Source organism: Mycolicibacterium fluoranthenivorans (assembly GCF_011758805.1).
Taxonomy (GTDB): domain Bacteria; phylum Actinomycetota; class Actinomycetes; order Mycobacteriales; family Mycobacteriaceae; genus Mycobacterium; species Mycobacterium fluoranthenivorans.
This window is the reverse complement of the sequence record NZ_JAANOW010000005.1, coordinates 102240-120810: the sequence shown is the minus strand read 5'-3', so window position 1 is coordinate 120810 and position 18571 is coordinate 102240. Positions and strand designations below refer to the sequence as shown.

Genomic DNA, 18571 nt, shown 5'->3' with positions numbered 1-18571 from the left:
ACGAAATCAGCCCCCGGTCATCACCGGGGGCTGATTTCGTCTCTACGCCTTGTCGAGCGGATTGCCTTCTGGGTGGCCGGCCAACAGGTCGCGGATCTCGGTGAGCAGGACCACCTCGGCGTCGGCGACCTCTTCCTTCTCCTTACGGAACTTGCTGTAGGGCAGCACGATCAGGAAGTAGACGACACCCGCGACGAGGACGAAGTTGATCATCGCCGACAACAGCAGGTTGAAGTCGATGGTCTGCCCGCCGCCGATGTTGACGCGCAGGATGCCGTAATCGGAATCACCCGCGCCGATACGGCTGATCAGCGGAGTGATGATGCTCTCGGTGAACTTCGTGACCAGCGCAGTGAAGGCGGTGCCGATGACGACAGCCACCGACAGATCGATGATGTTGCCGCGGAGCAGGAACTCTTTGAAACCTTTGAGCATGCGGGGACCCTTCCAGCAGTTCGATGAGGTAATCGGCCACGCAAACTTTACCGAGCACAGGCGATCACGACGTCAGTGGAAGGTGACCGTGATCTGCCTGGTCAGTGCCGTCCCGGCCACCTGGTGGGCCGCTGTCCGGGGCAACGTCACCAGCACGACCCGGTCGGCATCGGCCGACGGACCCGTCGCGCGCGGTGACACCAGGGTCACCACGGCGTCGGTGGCGATCACTTCGGGGCGGCCCTCGGTCCCGGCCGAGGTGCTGTCACCGGCCAGCACGTCGACCACATCACCGGGCCGGATCAGATCGACCAGCGCATCATCGGCCAGGTGCAGCGAGACGATGCGGGCGTCCGGCCCAGCCGTGGCCTCGGCCAGACGCGAGCCGAGCAGCCGCACATCGGTGAGCACCTCACCCCGGCGCGCCGGGCCGGCCAGCGTGGCGTCCAGGACGGCCGCGACATCGCTCTGTGCGCCGTCGGGGACGGCTGTCACCGAGCGGGTCTCGACCCGGACGTCGGAGGGGGTGAGAGCGGTGCCGGGCGCCAGATCGCGCGCCGCGACGAGAACCGGACGTCGCGCGGTGTCCGGGTCGGGACGCAGCGCCGCGATGGCCGCGAGGACCACGAGCAAACCCGCCGCGATACGACGGGCAGTGACGGTCTGGGTCCACTCGGGGCGCAGGGCCTGGCGTACGCGTGTCCACAGCGCAGGATTCAGTGATTCCCCCACACGGCCACGCTAGGCCGCCGATGAGGGCGTGCACAGCCCGCGGTCGGCGGGCCTGTGGATAACTAGCTGGACGCGGCCGCAGCCGGTGCTGAGCTGCCCGAACTGGAGCTCGACGATGTCGATGACGAGGTGCCGGACCCCGACGAGGACGTGCTCGACGAATCCGACGAGGACGAGGTCGACGAGCTGTCGCTCTTGGCCGACGACGTCGTGCTGCCGCTGGACGACTTCGAAGCATCGCGGCTGTCGTTGCGGTAGAAACCGCTGCCCTTGAACACCACTCCCACCTTGCCGAACAGCTTGCGCAGGCGGCCGGAGCACTGGGGACAGGTGGTCAACGCATCGTCGCTGAACGCCTGTACGGCATCGAAGCGGTTGTCGCATTCGGTACACGCATAGGAATAGGTAGGCACGAAAACCTCCGAGACAGTCAAAACTTTCTAGCACTCTAGCGGTCCAAGTGCTAGAACCGCTATGTGGGTCAGGTCATTCCCGGCTCGGCAGCGCCACGACGCCCCGCTCCGGGGTGAGGGCGTGCGTCATCGGCACGTCATGGGGTTCGACGGGCACCTCGTCGACCAGTTCGTCATCGCGCACCACCGCGATCAGCTGAGCGTGCGGATCGGCCAGTGGCAGCGCTCGATCGTAGAAACCCGCGCCGCGGCCGAGTCGCGCCCCGCGCCGGTCGACCGCCAGCGCGGGCACCAACACCACCGTCGCGGTGCTGATCGCCTCGGGTTCCCGCCACGGCGGCGCCGGTTCGCGCAACCCGAACGGCGCCGCGACCAGTCGGCCGGGCACGTACTCGCCCCACTGCATCGGCTCTCCGTTGCGGGCGACCGGCAGCAGCACCCGCACTCCGGCGTGGGTGAGCGCGTCGAGCATCGCCACCGAACCCGGTTCCGCCCCTACGGGTACGTAGCCGCACACCGTGTCGCCGGGCCGGGCTCGCGACGACAGGTGGGCGGTCAGATGAGTTTGCAGAGCGGCCGACTCGGCCCGCTTCTGCTGCGAGGTTACTGTGCGGCGAGCCGCCAGAATTCGCATCCGGAGCACGGGTTTTGTCAGGATTGCCACGATTGCGCCGCTATCCCTTCGCCTTCGATCGCGCGGGCATTAGTGTGTCAACGATGACACAGGCACAGGTCAAGATTCCGCGGACGGCCGTCGTACCCGCCGCTGGTCTGGGGACGCGCTTCCTCCCGGCCACCAAGACGGTTCCCAAAGAATTGCTGCCGGTGGTGGACACCCCGGGGATCGAGCTCGTGGCCGCTGAAGCCGCCGAGGCCGGAGCCGAACGACTGGTGATCATCACCTCCGAAGGCAAGGACGGTGTCGTCGCGCATTTCGTCGAGGACCTGGTCCTGGAGGGCACGCTGGAAGCCCGCGGCAAGCACGTGATGCTGGAAAAGGTCCGTCGTGCACCGGCCTTGATCAAGGTCGAGTCGGTGGTGCAGGCCGAACCGCTCGGGCTGGGCCACGCGGTCGGCTGCGTCGAGCACAAGTTGCTGCCCGACGAGGACGCCATCGCGGTGCTGCTGCCCGATGATCTGGTGCTGCCGACCGGGGTACTGGAGACGATGTCGAAGGTGCGGGCCAAGCGAGGTGGCTCGGTGCTGTGTGCCATCGAGGTACCCGAGGACGAGATCAGCGCCTACGGTGTCTTCGACGTCGAGGTGGTGCCCGACGCGGCCAATCCGAACGTGCTGCGGGTCAAGGGCATGGTGGAGAAACCGAAGAAGGAAGATGCGCCGTCGCTGTTCGCCGCCGCCGGACGCTATGTTCTGGACCGGGCCATCTTCGACGCGCTGCGGCGGGTCGACCGCGGTGTCGGTGGCGAGATCCAGCTCACCGATGCGATCGCGTTGTTGATCGAGGAGGGGCATCCGGTGCATGTGGTGGTGCACCGCGGGTCCCGACACGACTTGGGAAATCCCGGCGGGTACCTCAAGGCTGCGGTTGACTTTGCGTTGGAACGCGACGACTACGGACCGGAGCTGCGGCGCTGGTTGGTCGAGCGATTGGACCTGGTCGAGAAATAGCGACTGCGCGGCCGGTCCTGGACAGGAGAAAGGCGTGCCGTGCGTTCGGTTGAGGAGCAGCAAGCTCGAGTAGGGGCTGCTGCGGTGGCGCCCCGGCCGGTACGGGTGGCGATCGCCGAATCACAGGGCCTGATGTGTGCCGAAGAGGTGGTCACCGAGCGGCCCCTGCCGGGCTTCGATCAGGCTGCCATCGACGGGTACGCCGTCCGTAGCGTCGACGTGGTCGCGGTCGGCGGTACCGACGACGACGGCGTGAGCCGCGAGGTGAGCCTGCCGGTGGTCGGTCACGTGGATGCCGGTGCGCGGACTCCGAGCAGGTTGCAGCCGCGCCAAGCCGCCCGGGTGCAGACCGGTGCGCCGATGCCCACCCTGGCCGATGCGGTGTTACCGCTGCGCTGGACCGACGGCGGTCAGTCGCGGGTGCGGGTGCTGCGCGGGGTGCGCTCGGGTGCCTATGTGCGCCGGACCGGCGACGATGTCCAGCCGGGCGATGTGGCGGTGCGCGCGGGCACGATCATCGGGGCGGCTCAGGTGGGTCTGCTGGCGGCGGTCGGCCGGGACCGGGTGCTGGTGCATCCGCGCCCCCGGATGTCGGTGCTCTCGGTGGGCGGCGAACTGGTCGACGTGTCGCGGACGCCGGGCAACGGGCAGGTCTACGACGTCAACTCCTATGCCTTGGCCGCGGCCGGGCGCGATGCCGGTGCCGAGGTCAATCGGGTCGGGATCGTCAGCGCCGACCCGGGGGAGCTGCGCGAGGTCGTCGAGGGGCAGATCAGCAGGTCCGAGGTGGTGGTCATCGCCGGAGCGGTGGGCGGGGCGGCCGCGGAATCGGTCCGCTCGGTGCTCTCCGGGCTGGGGGAGATGGAAGTGGTGCGGGTGGCCATGCACCCCGGTTCGGTGCAGGGCTTCGGACAACTCGGGCGCGACGGTGTTCCGGTGTTCCTGCTGCCGGCCAATCCGGTGAGCGCCCTGGTGGTCTTCGAGGTGATGGTGCGTCCGCTGATCCGGATGTCGCTGGGCAAGCGGCAGCCGATGCGCCGGGTGATCCAGGCCAGGACCTTGGCGCCGATCAGTTCGGTGGCCGGGCGCAAGGGTTACCTGCGCGGGCAGTTGATGCGGGATCAGGACACCGGTGAGTATCTGGTGCAGGCCCTCGGTGGCACGCCCGGCGCGTCCTCACACCTGTTGGCCACCCTGGCCGAGGCGAACTGTCTGGTGATCGTGCCGAGCGAAGCCGAGCAGATCCGCACCGGCGAGGTCGTCGACGTTGCATTCCTCGCACAGCGCGGCTGACGTCGAGTGAGCGAAGCTTGCGGAGCGAATCGACTGATGGCACGTGGGAGCCGAGCCTGCGAGGCAACCACGTGAGCCGCTGGCGTACGAGTGCTGTCCATCCTGGATGGCCGATACCCGTAGGGCCCATCCGGGTGCGGGCCGGCCTGGTGAGCCTGCGCCCGATCCGGCTGCGCGACGGCGCTCAGTGGAGCCGCCTGCGCCTGTCCGACCGTGCCCACCTGGAGCCATGGGAGCCCAGTGCCGAGGTGAGCTGGGAAGTGCGCCATGCCCTTTCGTCGTGGCCGGCGGTGTGTTCGGGACTGCGTGGGGAGGCCCGTAAAGGTCGCATGCTGCCCTATGTCATCGAACTCGACGGGCAGTTCGCCGGGCAGATCACCATCGGCAATGTGACGCACGGCGCGCTGCGCTCGGCGTGGATCGGGTACTGGGTGGCCAAGGAGTTCACCGGCGCCGGGGTGGCGACGGCGGCGCTGGCGCTGGGGCTGGATCACGCCTTCGGCCCGGTGATGCTGCATCGGGTGGAGGCGACGGTGCGACCGGAGAACGCGCCCAGCCGCGCGGTACTGGCCAGGGCCGGTTTCCGTGAGGAGGGCCTGCTGCGGCGCTATCTCGATGTGGACGGGGCGTGGCGGGACCATCTGCTGGTGGCGATCACCGTCGAAGAGGTGCAGGGTTCGGTGGCCGCCCAGCTGGTCCGCAACGGCCGGGCCAGTTGGACCTAGCCAATTTCCGCCCAGATGATCAAACAGGCGGAGAAGTGCGAGTGAAATCCGACATTTCGTCGACCTCGGTGACGCGCCGTGTGGCAAATGTGACGCGTGTGACTGATGGTGCTTGTATCCAGCGAATTACAGGTGTGTAATTGTGTCGGCGCGCCGCGGACGGATGCGCTGGTCACAGACCTAGCCTGAAGGGGAAAGGAAAGGCGTCATGCCAAGCATCCCCCAATCTCTGTTGTGGATCTCCCTCGTCGTGCTCTGGCTCTTTGTTCTGGTGCCGATGCTGGTGAGTAAACGCGACACCGTCCGCCGCACCAGCGATGTCGCCTTGGCGACGCGGGTGCTCAACACGGGCCGTAACGCGCGCCTGCGGCGGCGCGGGCGCCCCGCCGGCGGGCACCACAGTGACCCCGAATGGCAACCGGCCGAGGACGAGTACGTCGGCGACCTGGACGGCGCGGACGACCTGGAAGGCGACCGCGCCGAGCAGCCCGTACGCCGCGCGGTGGTGCTGGCCGCGGCAGCGCCGGAGGTTTCCGAGTCGGACTATCTGGACGTGGACATCGTCGAAGAGGACTCCGGCGCCCTGCCGATCGGGAAGTCGTTCGGCAACGAGTCGTTCGGCAAAGACGAGCCCCAAACCGAGGAATTGCCCTTGGATTTCGGTGACTCCGTCGCCGAGCCTGCGGACGAACCCGTCGCCGAGGCAGCTGAGGGCACGGAGGCCGCCGAGGATGAGGTCGAGGACGAACCGGCCGACGATCTGTCCGACGGTGCCGACGACGACTACGAGTACATCGACGACACGTCGGGACTGGAAGCCGAGGCCGAGACCGGGGCCGACTCCCTGTCGGCGGCGCGGCGCAACCGCTTCGAGTCGAAGACCGCCCAGGCGGTCAGCGCCCGCAAGTACACCTTCCGCAAGCGCGTGCTGTCGGTCATGGCGGTGCTCCTGGTGGGGACCGCATTGCTCCCGTTCCTGCTCGGCCCGAGTGCGTGGTGGCTGTGCGGAGCGGTCGGCGCGGTGACCGTGCTGTATCTGGCCTACCTGCGCCGCCAGACCCGCATCGAGGAGCAGCTGCGCCGCCGGCGTGCACACCGGATGATGCGGTCGCGGTTGGGTGTGGAGAACACCACCGACCAGGAGTACGACGTGGTGCCGGCCCGGCTGCGCCGTCCCGGTGCGGCGGTCCTGGAGATCGACGACGAGGACCCGATCTTCGAGCATCTGGAGTACACCAGAGCCGCCCGGAGCTGGGATCTGCCCCGCGCGGCGGGGCAATGATCGCTCGCTAGCGGCCGGTTTCAGCCGTCGCCGGTGTTCCTGGTAACGTGCTACCGGCACAAGGGGCTATAGCGCAGTTGGTAGCGCGTCTCGTTCGCATCGAGAAGGTCAGGGGTTCGATTCCCCTTAGCTCCACCATAATATGCAGGTCGCAGCACTGATGTAAACAAGCAACACCGTAAATCAACAGAACGTCCTTTAGACTGCCGTCATGGCGTCCATCCGCAAGGTCGACCGCAAGGACGGCACCGTCGCGCACACCGTCCTGTTCCGACTCGAAAACCGCCAACGCGCACTCGCCTTCAACGACACCCTCTCCGCCGAAGCCTTCCGCGCCGCCATCGAAGCCCACGGCCCACTACGCGCCATGGAGATGCACGGACTCAACCCCACCCCGCGACGCGAAAACCACAAGACCGAACTCACCGTCGCCGACTGGGTACGCACCCACATCGACGCACTGACCGGAATCGAGCAGTACACCCTCGACAAATACGAGGAATACCTGCGCTCCGACATCACCGCCCGGCCGATCGGATCCATCCCCCTGGCCAAACTGCGCGAGTCCGATATCGCCACCTGGGTCGACTCACTAGCCGCCGGCGGCGGCACCGGCCGCCGCGCGCGCCCCAACGGCCCCAAGACCATCGCCAACAAACACGGCTTCCTGTCGGCAGCCCTGAACACCGCGGTCAAAGCCGGCCACATCCCATCCAACCCGGCCGCCGGCCGGCGCCTACCCAAGCGCAAGGCCAGCCAGGACCACGAGATGCGGATGCTCACCGTCGACGAGTACGACGCGCTGCGCACCGCCACACCACCGCCCTGGCAGCCCATGCTCGAGTTCATGGTCGCCTCAGGAATGCGATGGGGCGAAGTCGCCGCCCTGCAACCCAAGCACGTCGACATCCGGCAGGGCACCGTACGCGTCCGGCAGGCATGGAAGTACTCACCCAGCAGCGGCTACACCCTCGGCCCACCGAAGACGAAACGGTCCCGCCGCACCATCAACCTGCCCGCCGACGTCATCGATGCCCTGGACCTCTCCGGGGACTGGGTGTTCACCAACCAGCGCGACGGCGGCCCCGTGCGGTACTGGGCGTTCCGCCGCTACGTGTGGGACTCCGCGGTCGCCGCAGCCGGACTCGACCCGGTACCCACCCCACACGACCTCAGGCACACCTGCGCCTCATGGATGCTCGCCGCCGGACAACCCATCACCACCGTGTCGAGGGTGCTTGGCCACGAGAACATCTCAGTGACCGCCGACATCTACACCGACGTCGACCGCACCTCATTCAAAGCCGCCGCCGACGTCATGGCCGCACTCCTCAAAGGCCGCTCCGACGACGATCAGTAGGTCACTGCAGCAGAACCATCATCACGCCGGGGTCGATCTTCCAGCTGGGCGTCCCGTTGTCGTTGAACACGTGCACGGGGATATCGTGCGGTGGGTTGCCGAACGCTGTCATCGTCGCGATCCCCTCGAACGTGGTGGGGCCCGTCTGCGTCAGCGACACCCGCTGCACTCTCACGTTGGCCTGCGCGTTTTCCGGGTTGGCGTCGAACGTGTTCTGGATGCTGGACATGACCCAGGTGGCGAGCGTGTCGATCGGGTTCGGCGCGGCGTCGGGCGGTATCGCGGGGGCGGCCGGCTGGGTGTATGTGGGCACCCACGGGACATTGCCGCCGGTGAACACCTCGGGGCCTTGGTAGATCGGCGTCAAGTCGTGGCCGCTGACGACGCACTTCTGATACCCGGGCCCGGTCTTGAAACAGAACGGGGCAGCTGAGGCGATGTCGCTTGACACCACGATTGCTCCCCCGATGACGACGGACACCGCCAGGTTGCGCGTCCTGCTCATTTGGCGATCGTAGGTGCCGTTGATGACCTTCATCAGGCGCCCGCTCGAATGTCATCCGAACAGACGACGGGCCGAACGCCATCCTGGACTGAGTCCAAACTGCGGAACCCGTTATTCGCACAGGTGTTTTCGACTGAAACCGCAGGAACCTTACAGGCACTCGGTGCGGGTTCCGTGTTTGTGACCCATACTGCTAGCGAAGCGAACTGTTGCTAGGGCAAAGTCTGACATCAGGCGCTGTCATCTTTGCTAAACAGCCAGCAAGGCAACGCTTTCGCAAACCATGTCTTGACGCGACGACCTGCGGGGGAGTTAGTCGCACCCACAGCAAGGGGGAATCTCTGATGGGCGCGCCTCGCATCCAACGCCAACCCAGCATCCACGTGCTTCGGAGGGAGTTGGCTAATCGCCTCGACCACTACCCGGTGCAGACGTGGCCCTCATCCGTGATCACGGCTGTCATCGGTGTCCTCGACGGGTACGGCGTTTGGAGAGAGTCGAGCTTGCAGGCGTCGGAGGTTACGCGCCCGTTCCGCCTCGTTCAGTAACTCCTCCTCGGCTTTGTCGCCTTCCGTCGATGCTCCCGTCGACGCTTCAGTTTCCACGACATCACTCTTCTCCTTCGGTTCGAAAAACCGCTGCTGTCCCGATTCCCGATCGATCTCATCCACTCGGGCCTGCGCCAATGCCTGCATGCGTGAGTAACCGCCAACTGCCTGCTCCGCATAGGACGACACCTCACGGGCCAAGCTGACCGCGGCATCAGTTAGTCCGTCGATGTCGCTCGTGGCTAGGAAGATGTCTGGCTGTGAAAGTGGGCGCGCCTGACGCCACAGGTCAACCAACTTGCGTGTCTGGATGTCGACCGTCCGGTCGCGCTCGGCGAGCTGCCGTAGCGCCTCGGTCTTAACCGCCTCGAACTCATCGGACATATTCGGCCCGCGATCATCAGCGGTGCCCCCAGTACGCACGATTGGGACGCCCCCGCGTAGTACTAAGTCGGCGCTCCCGGGGGCCCATTGAAAAGCAGTCTCGAGCTTGCCCAGGGTATCGGCGACGCTACGTTTCGGGCGCCATTTTCCGTGTTCGATCTTGCTGATCGTCTCGTCCGACGGACCCCCGTTGTCACTGATGTCCTTCTGGGAGCGGGTACCGCGAGCATCTCTGACGAATCTGCCGAGCCGCTCCCAATCCATACCTGATTCCATGCGGCCAACAATGCCCGAAAACTTTGGCAAACAATACCCACGCTTGGCAAACATCACAGATGTAGTTCTACCTGCGCATTTAGTTACGCCAATGTTCTTCCGCATCTAAACCGATGTAATCCACACCAAACGCTGGACGAGAGCCAATGTTTGCCGTACTCTTGGCTTCATGCCCAAGCCAACTCCGATCAAGTCCGGTCGGTACGCCAAGCAAAGGCCGGCGGTGCCAATCCCGATGGTCACGATCGCGACCCTCCGGAAGGCCAAGGGGCTCACATTGCAGGCCATCTGCGACCACATCAATGAGGAACTGGGGCTCAAGGTTGACCGGGGGACGATTTCAGCGATCGAGCTCGGGCACCGGCGCGCCAGCACTCAGATGCTGGCCGCGATAGCGGAGGCGCTCGGAATCCACCCCACTGATGTTGATACCGCCTACGAGCCTCGTGAGCGACGCTCTGGGGTGGTGGCGTGATGGCCCCGCACTACGTCTATCGGGTGTACGACGAAAACGACCAGCTCATCTATGTGGGTTGCACCGTCAATCTCTTTGGCCGGCTGAAGTCCCACGAGCTGAACTCGTGGTGGGCATACCAGGCGCGCCGGGTGGTCAGCAAGGTGTATGCCGACAAGTGGAGTGGCCGTGCTGCCGAGAATGCAGCGATCCGCGCCGAGAAGCCTCGTTGGAATCTGTTTGGCCGCGGAAGTCGTGAGAACTGGACCGCAGCTGAGTACGTCGACTACGTCACTGCGTCTACGAACCTCTCCGAACCGATGACTCCATCGCGGCTCAAGCGCCTTGAAAAACTCGGGCGCCACTACCGCTTTCGTTTCGGCCACGACATCCCCGTGCAGATTCCCGATCTTCAGACCGCCTGATCAAAAGAAGCCCCCACCCGGCTAGGGGTGAGGGCCACCGACAACCGAGAGGAAAGCTCAGTGTCAGAACTCAATGGTAAGGGATCGCTCGTTCCGTTCAACTACGGAGACACCCAGGTACGCGTCGTCGTCATCGACGGATATCCAGAGTTCGTGCTCGCCGATCTGTGCAAGGTGCTCAGCCTGAGCAATCCGAGCGTCGTCGCTCAGCGTCTCGACTCTGATGCCCTAAGGCACGCTTACCCCATCGCGGACGCGAAGGGTCGCATCCAGCATGCAACTCTCGTCAACGAATCGGGCATGTACGAGGTCATCTTTCGCAGCGACAAGCCAGAAGCCATCACCTTCCGTCGCTGGGTCACTGGAACGCTCCTCCCTGAGGTTCGCCGGACCGGATCTTTCAACGCACAACCCGCCCTTGCCGGTCCTGAGTTGATGGCAGCCGGATATGCCGAGGCGATGAAGACGCTGGAGGCGCGTGACGCGCGAATCTTCCAGTTGGAGCAGAAGAATACGACTGATGCACCGAAGGTGTCGTATGTCGACACCTACGTCACCGATGCAGACCTCCTTTCGTTCTCCACTGTTGCTTCGACAAATGGAGTCACTGAGAAGTGGCTGCGCCAACTTCTCATCGAAAAAGACTGGATCTACTGCCAATCCGACTCGCGATGGTCGGAGAAGGAGCAGAAGAAGGTCACTCGCAATCGATACAGCGAGAAATCCGACAAGAAGAGGTACTTCCGCAGGGTCGAGGTCCATGAGGCGCCGCGGTTCCGTGGTTCCGAGGTGATGCACACCTTGAAGATCACGCCGCAGGGTGCCGAGGCCATCGCACGCCTGGTCGCCAAGGAGCAGGCCGCATGAACAGCCCACAGATGCTGCCGCACGTTCCGGACGACGGGCGTGAATGGCGCACTGTCGCAACGTTGATCAACGGTGAGCCGATGTTCTCGACGCTAGGTTTGTCGATCCTGACCGGCTACCCCGAAGCGTTCGTCGCAACCGAGGGGAATGTGTCAGCTTTGGCTATCCAGGCCGGGCGGCGTCGTGCCTCGGAAGCGGCGGCTGCTACCGGCAGTCGCGATCTGGACTTCTGCTTGCCGTACCTCGCAGACCAAATGGGTCTCGATCTCGCTAACCCCGATCCATTCGAAATCGTTGCGGCTCGGCGGGTCTCATGAAGCAGTCGTATTCACTGGAACAGGTTGCTGCTGAGCATCTTCCGGCTGGTTGGAAGGACGGTGTTCGTTGGTTGAAGCGGCGTCTGGCTTCGGGGGAGATTCCGGGTAAGCGGATCAGTCGGGGGGTGTGGCGGATGACTGATGAGGATGTCGAGGCGTGGTTGTCGTCGCGTAATCAGCATGCCGGGCCGTCTTCGGGTGATGAGCGGCCGGCGGTGTCGATCTTGGATGGGCTTTCGTCTCGGTCGAGGGCGAGGCGGGCGTCATGACCGCGGTCGTTGATTTGTGGGGTCCGCTGACCGTGCTCGTGCTGATCCTGCTGGCTGCTGTGCGGTGGGGCCGCAGTCAGGAGCGTGCACGGGGCTTGGCCGGCCGGTGGGCGGAGGCGTGGTCGCGTGAGTCGGCTGTGCTGGATGCTGCGGACCGCGCGGCTGATGAGGATCCCCGGCCGTTCGAGCTGCGGGGACGGTCATGAGCGCTTTGGTTGTCGCGCTGATTGTGGGCGTGTACCTGTTTCTCGGCGGACTGATTGGGTTTGCAACCCGATTGCGCCTGATGGGCAAATGTCCGAGCTGCAGCGCGCACAAATACTGCTATTACGGTCACCAGTTTGGCCTACCGATTGCGGTTGGCGTTTTATGGCCACTCGCGATTCCTGTTGTGGGCGGTGCGTGTGTCGCCAACAGGGTGGCTACGTCTGATGGAATTCAGGCTGACGTGCCAGGACTCTTTGACGTGAACGGCGGCCGGTCGTGAGCGCCGGGGTGTTTCGTCCGGGCTGGGACATCGTCGTTGGTGTGATGTGCGAAGCGCTCGACAACATCGCCAGCCTGTTCTCGAAGTCGGATGCGCAGCGCCGCGGTGACGCGCTCATCGAGGCCGGCTACGACCTCGGAACCGACCCGGACGACTTCCTCGCCCCAGTCCTGACCCACCCAACAGTCGAACCGTTCTGGGGATGCCTCGTGCATGGCCGGTCTGGTCCGTGCCATGACTGCCTCATCGAGGACGAGTTCCCAGCCGACGAACCACCGCCCTTGCCGCCGAATTGCGTTGCGGCGTCCCAGATGTTCCCGCAGCACACCCGCACCAAGTAGTAAGCCCACCCCCGGGGACAGGCCGGGAGCGGGCTCATCGACAACGGAATCACCCACTGGAAGGACTCATCCGATGTCAACCAACACAGTAACCGAGGTCGGTTACGAACTCTGTGAACAGCACACGCCAAGCGGGCCGCGGATACAGGTCGTAGACGCCCGAAAGTTCTGGGTGGCCTCCGCGTTCTTGATCAAAAAGGACTGGTGCATCGTCATCTTCGGCGGGGTCCCTGAGATTGACGCCCTCACTATTCCCGGGACCTACCTACGTGCATCCGACAAGGACGCCGCGGTGGAGTGGCTCCATTTCATCGCGAAGCTGTACGTCAAGGCGGTCGGAGCATGAGCGAGAAGAGTAGCTACCCGTTCAACGGAATCGATATTCCGCGCGTACTTCAGGAGCTCGATCTGCGGGACGCGCAGTCGCGTCGCCGGCCGCGCACCCGGTTAGGGCGTGCTGCACGTTGGTTCTTCAGCCTCGGATCGCTCAGCCTCATGGGCATCGGCGCGCTGATCGGTGTCGTCCTCGTGCTGCTGTCCACCCCGGAGGCCCGCGCCGATGCAGCTGACGATGCCGCGTTCCTGTCGGTGCTCGCCGCTGAAGGCTTCACCTACGACCACGGTAAATCGGCCGGCGTCATCGCGAACGGGCACCGTGTCTGTGAACTCCTGTTGGCCGGGGCGGCGCCGTTCGACATTGTCACCGCGATCGACCGGGCAGAACCGAAGATCGGCCGCAACGATGCCGCCCAGTTCGCCGCCCTCGCGAACGCTGTCTTCTGCCCCCAGTTCGGCACCGAAGCGGTGCAAGCGTGACGTGCACGAAGTGCGACGAGGAAGTCCACGCCCGTGGACTGTGCAGCACCCACTGGGCCAGCTTGCGGCGACGGCTCATGGCCTACGGGAAGTGGGATTGCTTCTACGTCGACGCGGCCGCGGTGCAGAAGCATGTCGCAGGGTTGCGCGCCCGGGGGATGGGGCACCGGCGGATCGAAGCGTTGTCCGGTCTGACACGTGCGGCGTTGCAGGCGCTCCCGAACGTCACTCGGGTGTCGCGGCGAACGGAAGCCATCATCCTCGCTATCCCGTTGCCTGCCTGCGTGTTTGACCCGATACTCGCCGACGGCGCCCAAATATCGGTGATCGGTTCGCAGCGCCGTATCCAGGCATTGGCGCGGATGGGGTGGTCGGCCGAGATGCTGGCCGCCCGGGTCGGCTGCGACAGGCGCCGGCTGGCTGCGCTCACCTCGGGGCAGCAGACCAAGGTGACGGTGCGTTGGGCCCGGCGGATCGACGAGTTGTTCAACGAGCTGCAGGACGTGCCGGGCCCGGGTCGGAAGGCTGCCCGGTTCGCTGAGCTGAAGGGTTGGGCGCCGCCGATCGCGTGGGACGACGACACCATCGACGACCCGAATGCCAAGCCGCAGCACGACGCCCATCGCTTCGTCTCCTTCGCTGAGAAGTACGAGGAGCTGCGCGACCACTGCTTAGTGACCGGCCTCGACGCGATCACAGAGCGCCTCAACCGTGACGACCCGGCCAGCGTGAAACGGCAGATCGAGCGATACCTGGAGCAAGAACGGAAGGTCGCATCATGACCCTCACCGCAGGAGTCTTCCGGCCCGGCCAGCCCGGCTACATCGCACCCGGCACCGACGAATGGTTGCAGTGCATCACCCCGTCGAAAGTCGCCGCCATCCTGGGTGTTTCACGGTGGGAGTCGCCGTACTCGCTGTGGCACCGCATGAACGGGTCGCTGCCGCCGAGTGAGCCGAAGGACATCTACCAGGTCGGGCACGACTACGAGGCGTCCGCGGCGAACCGGTGGCGCTCCCGCAACCCCGGCTGGACCCTGTCCCGCGGGGAGCTGCAGTTCGTCATCCCCGCCGAACAGTTCGGGTTCCCCGTCCTGGCGACACTCGACCGTCGGGCCACCCGAAACAAGGTGCAGCACTGCGTGGAATTCAAACTCGCACGCGACCTTTCGGACATGGAGAAGTGGGGCGACAACTTCACCGGTGACTGCCCCGAGGACTACTGGACGCAGGTCCAGGCGCAGATGCTGTTCACCGGCCTCACCAAACGCCCCGGGCAGCTGCTCGCGCTGGGCCCGTTCTGGAACGAAGGTCTCTACACCATCCCGTTCGACCCGCCGACTGGTGCATACATCGTCACTAAGTGCCTGGAGTTCTGGGAGTCCGTGCAGGCCGGCGTCGAACCCGATCTGGACAACACCGTCCCCACCTATGAGTGTGTCCGGTCCCAGCACCCCGGCATCGTCACCGCATCCGAAGCCCCGATCCCCGAAGATCTCGCGGCTGAGTATCACGAGGCTGTGGCGGCGAAAAAGGCTGCGGAGGAACGGGAACGGTTCGCCAAGACCCGCGTCCTGGACCTGATGGGCGACTCGCAGTTCGCCACCACCAACGGTGTGAAGATCGCCCGCCGTCAGCCCAGCCGCGGCGCCGTAGCCCTGTACGCCGTGAAACCCCCCAAAGCGCAGGAAGAAGTCGCATGACCAGCACCGAGATCGCCACCACCGGCGACTACAAGACGTCGTGGAGTGATCAGGAAATCGCGATGCTCCGCCAGGTCGGCATCGAATCCGCCGAACCCGCAGAGCTCAATCTGTTCTTCCACATATGCAAGCGGTCCGGGCTGGACCCGTTCGCCCGCCAGATCTACATGATCCCCCGCGAGACCGATGTGAAGGTCCGCGTGGAGATGGAGAACGGCAACACCCGCCTGGAGACCCGGCGTGTGGTGAAGCAGTCCATCCAGACGGCGATCGACGGGTTCCGGCTGATCGGGATGCGCGCCGCAGCGAAAGCCGGGGTGAAGGTCGCCCACGACCCGGCGGTGTGGGCGGGGGAGGACGGGGACTGGCGGCAGGTGTTCAAGGGCACCCCGGTGGCCGCGCAGTACGTGCTGCGCATCGCAGACACACCGGTGGCCACCACGGTGCTGTTCGAAGAGTTCGCCCAGTTCTCCGGCCGCGGTGAGCTCACGCCGATGTGGAAGAAGTCGCCGTGCAACCAGTTGTCGGTGCGCGCGGAGGCGGCGTGCTGGCGCAAGGCGTTCCCCGCGGACTTCGCCGGCATCGAACTGGAGGGCAGCGATGACCCCACGGTCATCGACTCCGACGGCACCCCCGTCCCGCGCGCTGAGCGCGGCGGCCGCGGTGGCTCCACGATCCGGGATCGGGCCCGCGAAGCCACCGTCGTCGAAGGCGACATCACCGAACCCGGGAAAACCACCGAGCAGAAGCAGCTGAGCGACGGATCCAGGAAGAAGTGGCAGGACCGCCTCAACCAACTGCTCGTCGGCGCCGACGTCACGACACCCGAGCAGCAGCTCCTGGTCGTCGGTGGTCTCGTCGGCCGGACCGGCCTGAACAGCCCCGCCGATGTCGACGACGTCGAACTGCAGGACGCCGTCACCACCCTCAACAAGGCGACGAAAGCCGGGACCGTGCAGCAGGTCGTCACCGACATCATCAACGCCGCCGACTCTGCGGCGGCCGAATCCGAAGGGACTCAGACGAAATGACCGACATCCCGACCGTGTACGTCGAGTTGATCGAAGAACAACCGCTTGCGTTCGGCCCGTGGGCCGAGGATCACCCCGGCGTCGACTTTCGACGGGACGGTGGGTTCCATGGTCTCACCGGCGGTCAGCAGCAACTGATCGAGGCCGCGTACCGCGACTACCTGCAGCGATTCCAGCCGTTCCGCTGGAACGCCAAGGGCGGAAACCACGAGATCGTCGGCCAGGGCGAACGGTACTTCAATCGCGCTGACGCCGAGCATGCCATCCGGCTGCAGTACGGGCAGGAGTCCAGTGTCTACCTGGTACGTGACGGGGAAGCCGACGAACTCCTACGTCAGGCATACCCGCACACCGGGTTGAACGGCACCACGGTGATCGGCCCCGAATGCTTCGCCAGCGCCGACGGTGACCTCATCCAGTGGAAGGGCAGTGCGTACGGGCGATATCCCGATGAATACACGCCCAGCAGCGCCTTCCATGTCGTGGTCGGTGGAGACAACCCCGCCATGGATGCCACGGTCACAGCGGCCGCCGACACCGAGTACGTCGAATACCCGCTGCTGCGGGTCCGCGAGATCCTCGAAAGGCACCAGGTATGACGATCACCGATGCGCAGTGGACCGTGCTGGCGGAAGCCGCATGGGAGACCCGCGCGAACGCCCGACTGATCGGTAAGACGGCCGTCGGCGCGGCGGTCTGGTCCGGGCGGGGCTGGATCTACACGGGCTGCAACGTCGAGCACAAGTTCCGTGCCCACGACGTACACGCCGAAGTCAACGCCCTCACCACGATGACATCCGCCGGCGACGGCCCCGCCGTCGCGATCGTCATCGCTGCCGAGCGTGACCGATTCACACCGTGCGGCGGCTGCATGGACTGGATCTTCGAACTCGGAGGCCCCGGCGTCTTGGTCACTTTCCAAGGCACTCCCGGTGGGCAGCTCGACACGCTGCGCGCCGACGAACTGATGCCTCACTACCCATGCTGAGCATCGGATCGTTGTTCTCGGGTGCTGGCGGCCTGGATATGGCCGTGGAGCAGGTGTTCGGCGGGAAGGTCTCGTGGCAGTGCGAGCTGGAGATCCTGCACGACGAGAAGGGCCATCCTCGGATGAACCCTGCGGGCAAGGTGCTCCGGCATCGGTTCCCGGATGCGCCGAACCTCGGCGACATCACATCCGTGAACTGGGCTGCCATCCCGCCGGTTGATGTGTTGTGCGGCGGGTTCCCGTGCCAGGACGTTTCTGCTGCTGGTAGGCGTGCGGGCCTCGGTCCGGAAACCCGATCTGGGTTGTGGGCCATGTACGCCAACGCTATTGCCGCGCTGCGGCCCAAGTTTGTGGTGATCGAGAATGTGAGAGGACTGCTCAGTGCCGAAGCCCATCGCGGAGTGGAATCCGCAGACGCAACTGTGGGAGACGGGGCAGGTGGATCTGCTCTCCGAGCAGCCGGCGCCGTTCTCGGAGACCTGGCCGACCTCGGGTATGACGCGCAGTGGGCAACTGTTTCCGCTGCCAGTGTCGGAGCCCCCCACCAGCGGGAGCGCGTCTTTATGCTCGCCCACCCTGCCGACGCCGAGGGCTATGGACGGCAACGCCTCAATGACGGCGCCAGCGGCAAGGCAGCACGTAGCCGACGGCAATGGCTCGTTAGCGGAGGTGCTGGGAAGCCATCTTCTTCCGACGCCGCGAGCGACGGATGGGACCAAGGGCGGGCCGAATCAGAGGGGATCGGCGGGCGACCTGATGTTGCCCAGCGCAGTGATGCAGATGTAGCCCTGCTCCCTACGCCGAAGTCCACCGACCACAAGCGCAACGATTCGCCCAGCGAGCACTCTCGGAAGTCCCCAGCTCTCGGGGCAATCGAGCACTACTTGCCGACTCCGGCCGCCGCCGACGCCGAACGTGGTCCCGACTTTGCGCGCGCAGCGCGCGACGGATCGGGCGGCGACGACCTCGTCACGCTGTGCGCCCGTGCGACTCGTGAAATCGGTTCGAACTGGGGCAGATACGAGCCCTCGATCCGCCGCTGGGAGTACTTGACTCGGCCCGCCCCGTCGCCGACAGAGCCCAACACTAAAGGCAATCCCCGCCTCGCACCCGCCTTCCCTGAGTGGATGATGGGCTGGCCTGTCGGCTGGGTTACTGATGTGCCTGGGATCTCCCGCAACGACCAGCTCCGCATCATCGGCAACGGCGTGTGCCCGCAGCAAGCCGTCGCCGCACTCCACCAGCTGCTCCCCGTAATCGGATGCGCGGCATGACCATTCAACGTCGATCAG

25 protein-coding genes and 1 tRNA gene are annotated in these 18571 nt (G+C 65.4%); 20 read left to right on the top strand and 6 right to left on the bottom strand.

What is annotated here, in order from left to right:
• Positions 1–42: 42 nt before the first annotated feature.
• The 4 genes from mscL to FHU31_RS29460 form a co-directional block, all read right to left on the bottom strand.
• Entirely contained in the window at positions 43–435 is a 393-nt protein-coding gene (gene mscL, locus FHU31_RS29475; RefSeq protein ID WP_167164703.1) for a large-conductance mechanosensitive channel protein MscL, read from the bottom strand.
• A 72-nt stretch (positions 436–507) separates the two neighbouring features.
• Positions 508–1167 carry an SAF domain-containing protein gene (locus tag FHU31_RS29470; RefSeq protein ID WP_167164701.1) on the bottom strand — a complete coding sequence of 220 codons (660 nt, stop codon included), beginning with the start codon at positions 1165–1167 and terminating at the stop codon, positions 508–510.
• Between the two features lie 62 nt (positions 1168–1229).
• Positions 1230–1580, bottom strand: a complete 351-nt coding sequence (locus FHU31_RS29465) for an FmdB family zinc ribbon protein (RefSeq protein ID WP_167164699.1) — start codon at positions 1578–1580, stop codon at positions 1230–1232.
• A gap of 73 nt (positions 1581–1653) precedes the next feature.
• Positions 1654–2244 (bottom strand): 5-formyltetrahydrofolate cyclo-ligase, encoded by a 591-nt coding sequence (locus FHU31_RS29460; RefSeq protein WP_167164697.1) that lies wholly within the window; start codon positions 2242–2244, stop codon positions 1654–1656.
• A gap of 53 nt (positions 2245–2297) precedes the next feature.
• Here FHU31_RS29460 and FHU31_RS29455 point away from each other — a divergent pair, with 53 nt between their 5' ends.
• The 6 genes from FHU31_RS29455 to FHU31_RS29430 all read left to right on the top strand — a co-directional run bounded on the left by FHU31_RS29455 (position 2298) and on the right by FHU31_RS29430 (position 7869).
• Positions 2298–3209 carry a UTP--glucose-1-phosphate uridylyltransferase gene (locus FHU31_RS29455; RefSeq protein WP_167164695.1) on the top strand — a complete coding sequence of 304 codons (912 nt, stop codon included), beginning with the start codon at positions 2298–2300 and terminating at the stop codon, positions 3207–3209.
• 39 nt (positions 3210–3248) lie between these two features.
• Positions 3249–4502 carry a molybdotransferase-like divisome protein Glp gene (gene glp, locus FHU31_RS29450; RefSeq protein WP_090362265.1) on the top strand — a complete coding sequence of 418 codons (1254 nt, stop codon included), beginning with the start codon at positions 3249–3251 and terminating at the stop codon, positions 4500–4502.
• Between the two features lie 71 nt (positions 4503–4573).
• The gene (locus FHU31_RS29445; RefSeq protein WP_167164693.1) at positions 4574–5227 is read left to right on the top strand and encodes a GNAT family N-acetyltransferase; all 654 of its coding nucleotides are present in this window, start codon (positions 4574–4576) and stop codon (positions 5225–5227) included.
• Positions 5228–5435: 208 nt separating this feature from the next.
• Complete coding sequence (gene sepX / locus FHU31_RS29440) at positions 5436–6509, top strand: divisome protein SepX/GlpR (protein WP_167164691.1); 1074 nt, start codon at positions 5436–5438, stop codon at positions 6507–6509.
• Positions 6510–6571: 62 nt separating this feature from the next.
• Positions 6572–6647: transfer RNA gene (locus tag FHU31_RS29435), tRNA-Ala, on the top strand.
• 73 nt (positions 6648–6720) lie between these two features.
• On the top strand, positions 6721–7869 hold the full coding sequence (locus FHU31_RS29430) for a tyrosine-type recombinase/integrase (protein WP_167164689.1): 1149 nt from the start codon (positions 6721–6723) through the stop codon (positions 7867–7869).
• A 1-nt stretch (position 7870) separates the two neighbouring features.
• On the opposite strand, the gene FHU31_RS29425 is transcribed toward FHU31_RS29430, so the two are convergent.
• Entirely contained in the window at positions 7871–8374 is a 504-nt protein-coding gene (locus tag FHU31_RS29425; RefSeq protein WP_167164686.1) for a hypothetical protein, read from the bottom strand.
• Positions 8375–8814: 440 nt separating this feature from the next.
• Positions 8815–9639 carry a helix-turn-helix domain-containing protein gene (locus FHU31_RS29420; protein ID WP_167164684.1) on the bottom strand — a complete coding sequence of 275 codons (825 nt, stop codon included), beginning with the start codon at positions 9637–9639 and terminating at the stop codon, positions 8815–8817.
• Positions 9640–9751: 112 nt separating this feature from the next.
• Between FHU31_RS29420 and FHU31_RS29415 the strand changes: the two genes are divergently transcribed.
• The 14 genes from FHU31_RS29415 to FHU31_RS29345 all read left to right on the top strand — a co-directional run bounded on the left by FHU31_RS29415 (position 9752) and on the right by FHU31_RS29345 (position 18553).
• Positions 9752–10057 carry a helix-turn-helix domain-containing protein gene (locus FHU31_RS29415; RefSeq protein WP_167164682.1) on the top strand — a complete coding sequence of 102 codons (306 nt, stop codon included), beginning with the start codon at positions 9752–9754 and terminating at the stop codon, positions 10055–10057.
• A complete protein-coding gene (locus tag FHU31_RS29410; RefSeq protein WP_234901762.1) occupies positions 10057–10461 on the top strand; it encodes a GIY-YIG nuclease family protein in 405 nt (134 codons plus the stop codon). Before FHU31_RS29415 ends, FHU31_RS29410 begins: the two co-directional genes overlap by 1 nt.
• Before the next feature lie 60 nt (positions 10462–10521).
• Positions 10522–11328, top strand: a complete 807-nt coding sequence (locus FHU31_RS32100) for a BRO family protein (protein ID WP_263988175.1) — start codon at positions 10522–10524, stop codon at positions 11326–11328.
• Entirely contained in the window at positions 11325–11645 is a 321-nt protein-coding gene (locus FHU31_RS29395) for a hypothetical protein (RefSeq protein ID WP_167164678.1), read from the top strand. Before FHU31_RS32100 ends, FHU31_RS29395 begins: the two co-directional genes overlap by 4 nt.
• Positions 11646–11910: 265 nt before the next feature.
• Positions 11911–12120 (top strand): hypothetical protein, encoded by a 210-nt coding sequence (locus tag FHU31_RS29390; RefSeq protein WP_167164676.1) that lies wholly within the window; start codon positions 11911–11913, stop codon positions 12118–12120.
• Positions 12121–12397: 277 nt separating this feature from the next.
• Positions 12398–12742 carry a hypothetical protein gene (locus FHU31_RS29385; protein ID WP_167164674.1) on the top strand — a complete coding sequence of 115 codons (345 nt, stop codon included), beginning with the start codon at positions 12398–12400 and terminating at the stop codon, positions 12740–12742.
• A gap of 73 nt (positions 12743–12815) precedes the next feature.
• Positions 12816–13088: a hypothetical protein gene (locus tag FHU31_RS29380; protein ID WP_167164672.1), complete on the top strand. Its 273-nt coding sequence runs from the start codon at positions 12816–12818 to the stop codon at positions 13086–13088.
• Entirely contained in the window at positions 13085–13558 is a 474-nt protein-coding gene (locus FHU31_RS29375; protein WP_167164670.1) for a DUF732 domain-containing protein, read from the top strand. Before FHU31_RS29380 ends, FHU31_RS29375 begins: the two co-directional genes overlap by 4 nt.
• Complete coding sequence (locus FHU31_RS29370) at positions 13555–14340, top strand: hypothetical protein (RefSeq protein WP_167164668.1); 786 nt, start codon at positions 13555–13557, stop codon at positions 14338–14340. Before FHU31_RS29375 ends, FHU31_RS29370 begins: the two co-directional genes overlap by 4 nt.
• Positions 14337–15260 (top strand): YqaJ viral recombinase family protein, encoded by a 924-nt coding sequence (locus FHU31_RS29365; protein WP_167164666.1) that lies wholly within the window; start codon positions 14337–14339, stop codon positions 15258–15260. Before FHU31_RS29370 ends, FHU31_RS29365 begins: the two co-directional genes overlap by 4 nt.
• Positions 15257–16291: a recombinase RecT gene (locus tag FHU31_RS29360; RefSeq protein ID WP_167164664.1), complete on the top strand. Its 1035-nt coding sequence runs from the start codon at positions 15257–15259 to the stop codon at positions 16289–16291. The genes FHU31_RS29365 and FHU31_RS29360 overlap by 4 nt, the downstream gene beginning before the upstream one ends.
• Positions 16288–16890, top strand: a complete 603-nt coding sequence (locus FHU31_RS29355; protein ID WP_167164662.1) for a YegP family protein — start codon at positions 16288–16290, stop codon at positions 16888–16890. The genes FHU31_RS29360 and FHU31_RS29355 overlap by 4 nt, the downstream gene beginning before the upstream one ends.
• Positions 16887–17279, top strand: a complete 393-nt coding sequence (locus tag FHU31_RS29350; RefSeq protein ID WP_167164660.1) for a cytidine deaminase family protein — start codon at positions 16887–16889, stop codon at positions 17277–17279. The genes FHU31_RS29355 and FHU31_RS29350 overlap by 4 nt, the downstream gene beginning before the upstream one ends.
• Positions 17273–18553 carry a DNA cytosine methyltransferase gene (locus FHU31_RS29345; protein ID WP_167164658.1) on the top strand — a complete coding sequence of 427 codons (1281 nt, stop codon included), beginning with the start codon at positions 17273–17275 and terminating at the stop codon, positions 18551–18553. The genes FHU31_RS29350 and FHU31_RS29345 overlap by 7 nt, the downstream gene beginning before the upstream one ends.
• The last annotated feature ends 18 nt before the right edge of the window (positions 18554–18571 follow it).

Bases quoted from the DNA above. Each gene is read 5' to 3' on its own strand.
- mscL (WP_167164703.1), bottom strand. From the start codon at position 435: ATGCTCAAAGGTTTCAAAGAGTTCCTGCTCCGCGGCAACATCATCGAT.
- FHU31_RS29455 (WP_167164695.1), top strand. From the start codon at position 2,298: ATGACACAGGCACAGGTCAAGATTCCGCGGACGGCCGTCGTACCCGCC.
- sepX (WP_167164691.1), top strand. From the start codon at position 5,436: ATGCCAAGCATCCCCCAATCTCTGTTGTGGATCTCCCTCGTCGTGCTC.
- FHU31_RS29430 (WP_167164689.1), top strand. From the start codon at position 6,721: ATGGCGTCCATCCGCAAGGTCGACCGCAAGGACGGCACCGTCGCGCAC.
- FHU31_RS29425 (WP_167164686.1), bottom strand. From the start codon at position 8,374: ATGAGCAGGACGCGCAACCTGGCGGTGTCCGTCGTCATCGGGGGAGCA.
- FHU31_RS29415 (WP_167164682.1), top strand. From the start codon at position 9,752: ATGCCCAAGCCAACTCCGATCAAGTCCGGTCGGTACGCCAAGCAAAGG.
- FHU31_RS29410 (WP_234901762.1), top strand. From the start codon at position 10,057: ATGGCCCCGCACTACGTCTATCGGGTGTACGACGAAAACGACCAGCTC.
- FHU31_RS29395 (WP_167164678.1), top strand. From the start codon at position 11,325: ATGAACAGCCCACAGATGCTGCCGCACGTTCCGGACGACGGGCGTGAA.
- FHU31_RS29390 (WP_167164676.1), top strand. From the start codon at position 11,911: ATGACCGCGGTCGTTGATTTGTGGGGTCCGCTGACCGTGCTCGTGCTG.
- FHU31_RS29380 (WP_167164672.1), top strand. From the start codon at position 12,816: ATGTCAACCAACACAGTAACCGAGGTCGGTTACGAACTCTGTGAACAG.
- FHU31_RS29375 (WP_167164670.1), top strand. From the start codon at position 13,085: ATGAGCGAGAAGAGTAGCTACCCGTTCAACGGAATCGATATTCCGCGC.
- FHU31_RS29365 (WP_167164666.1), top strand. From the start codon at position 14,337: ATGACCCTCACCGCAGGAGTCTTCCGGCCCGGCCAGCCCGGCTACATC.
- FHU31_RS29360 (WP_167164664.1), top strand. From the start codon at position 15,257: ATGACCAGCACCGAGATCGCCACCACCGGCGACTACAAGACGTCGTGG.
- FHU31_RS29355 (WP_167164662.1), top strand. From the start codon at position 16,288: ATGACCGACATCCCGACCGTGTACGTCGAGTTGATCGAAGAACAACCG.
- FHU31_RS29350 (WP_167164660.1), top strand. From the start codon at position 16,887: ATGACGATCACCGATGCGCAGTGGACCGTGCTGGCGGAAGCCGCATGG.
- FHU31_RS29345 (WP_167164658.1), top strand. From the start codon at position 17,273: ATGCTGAGCATCGGATCGTTGTTCTCGGGTGCTGGCGGCCTGGATATG.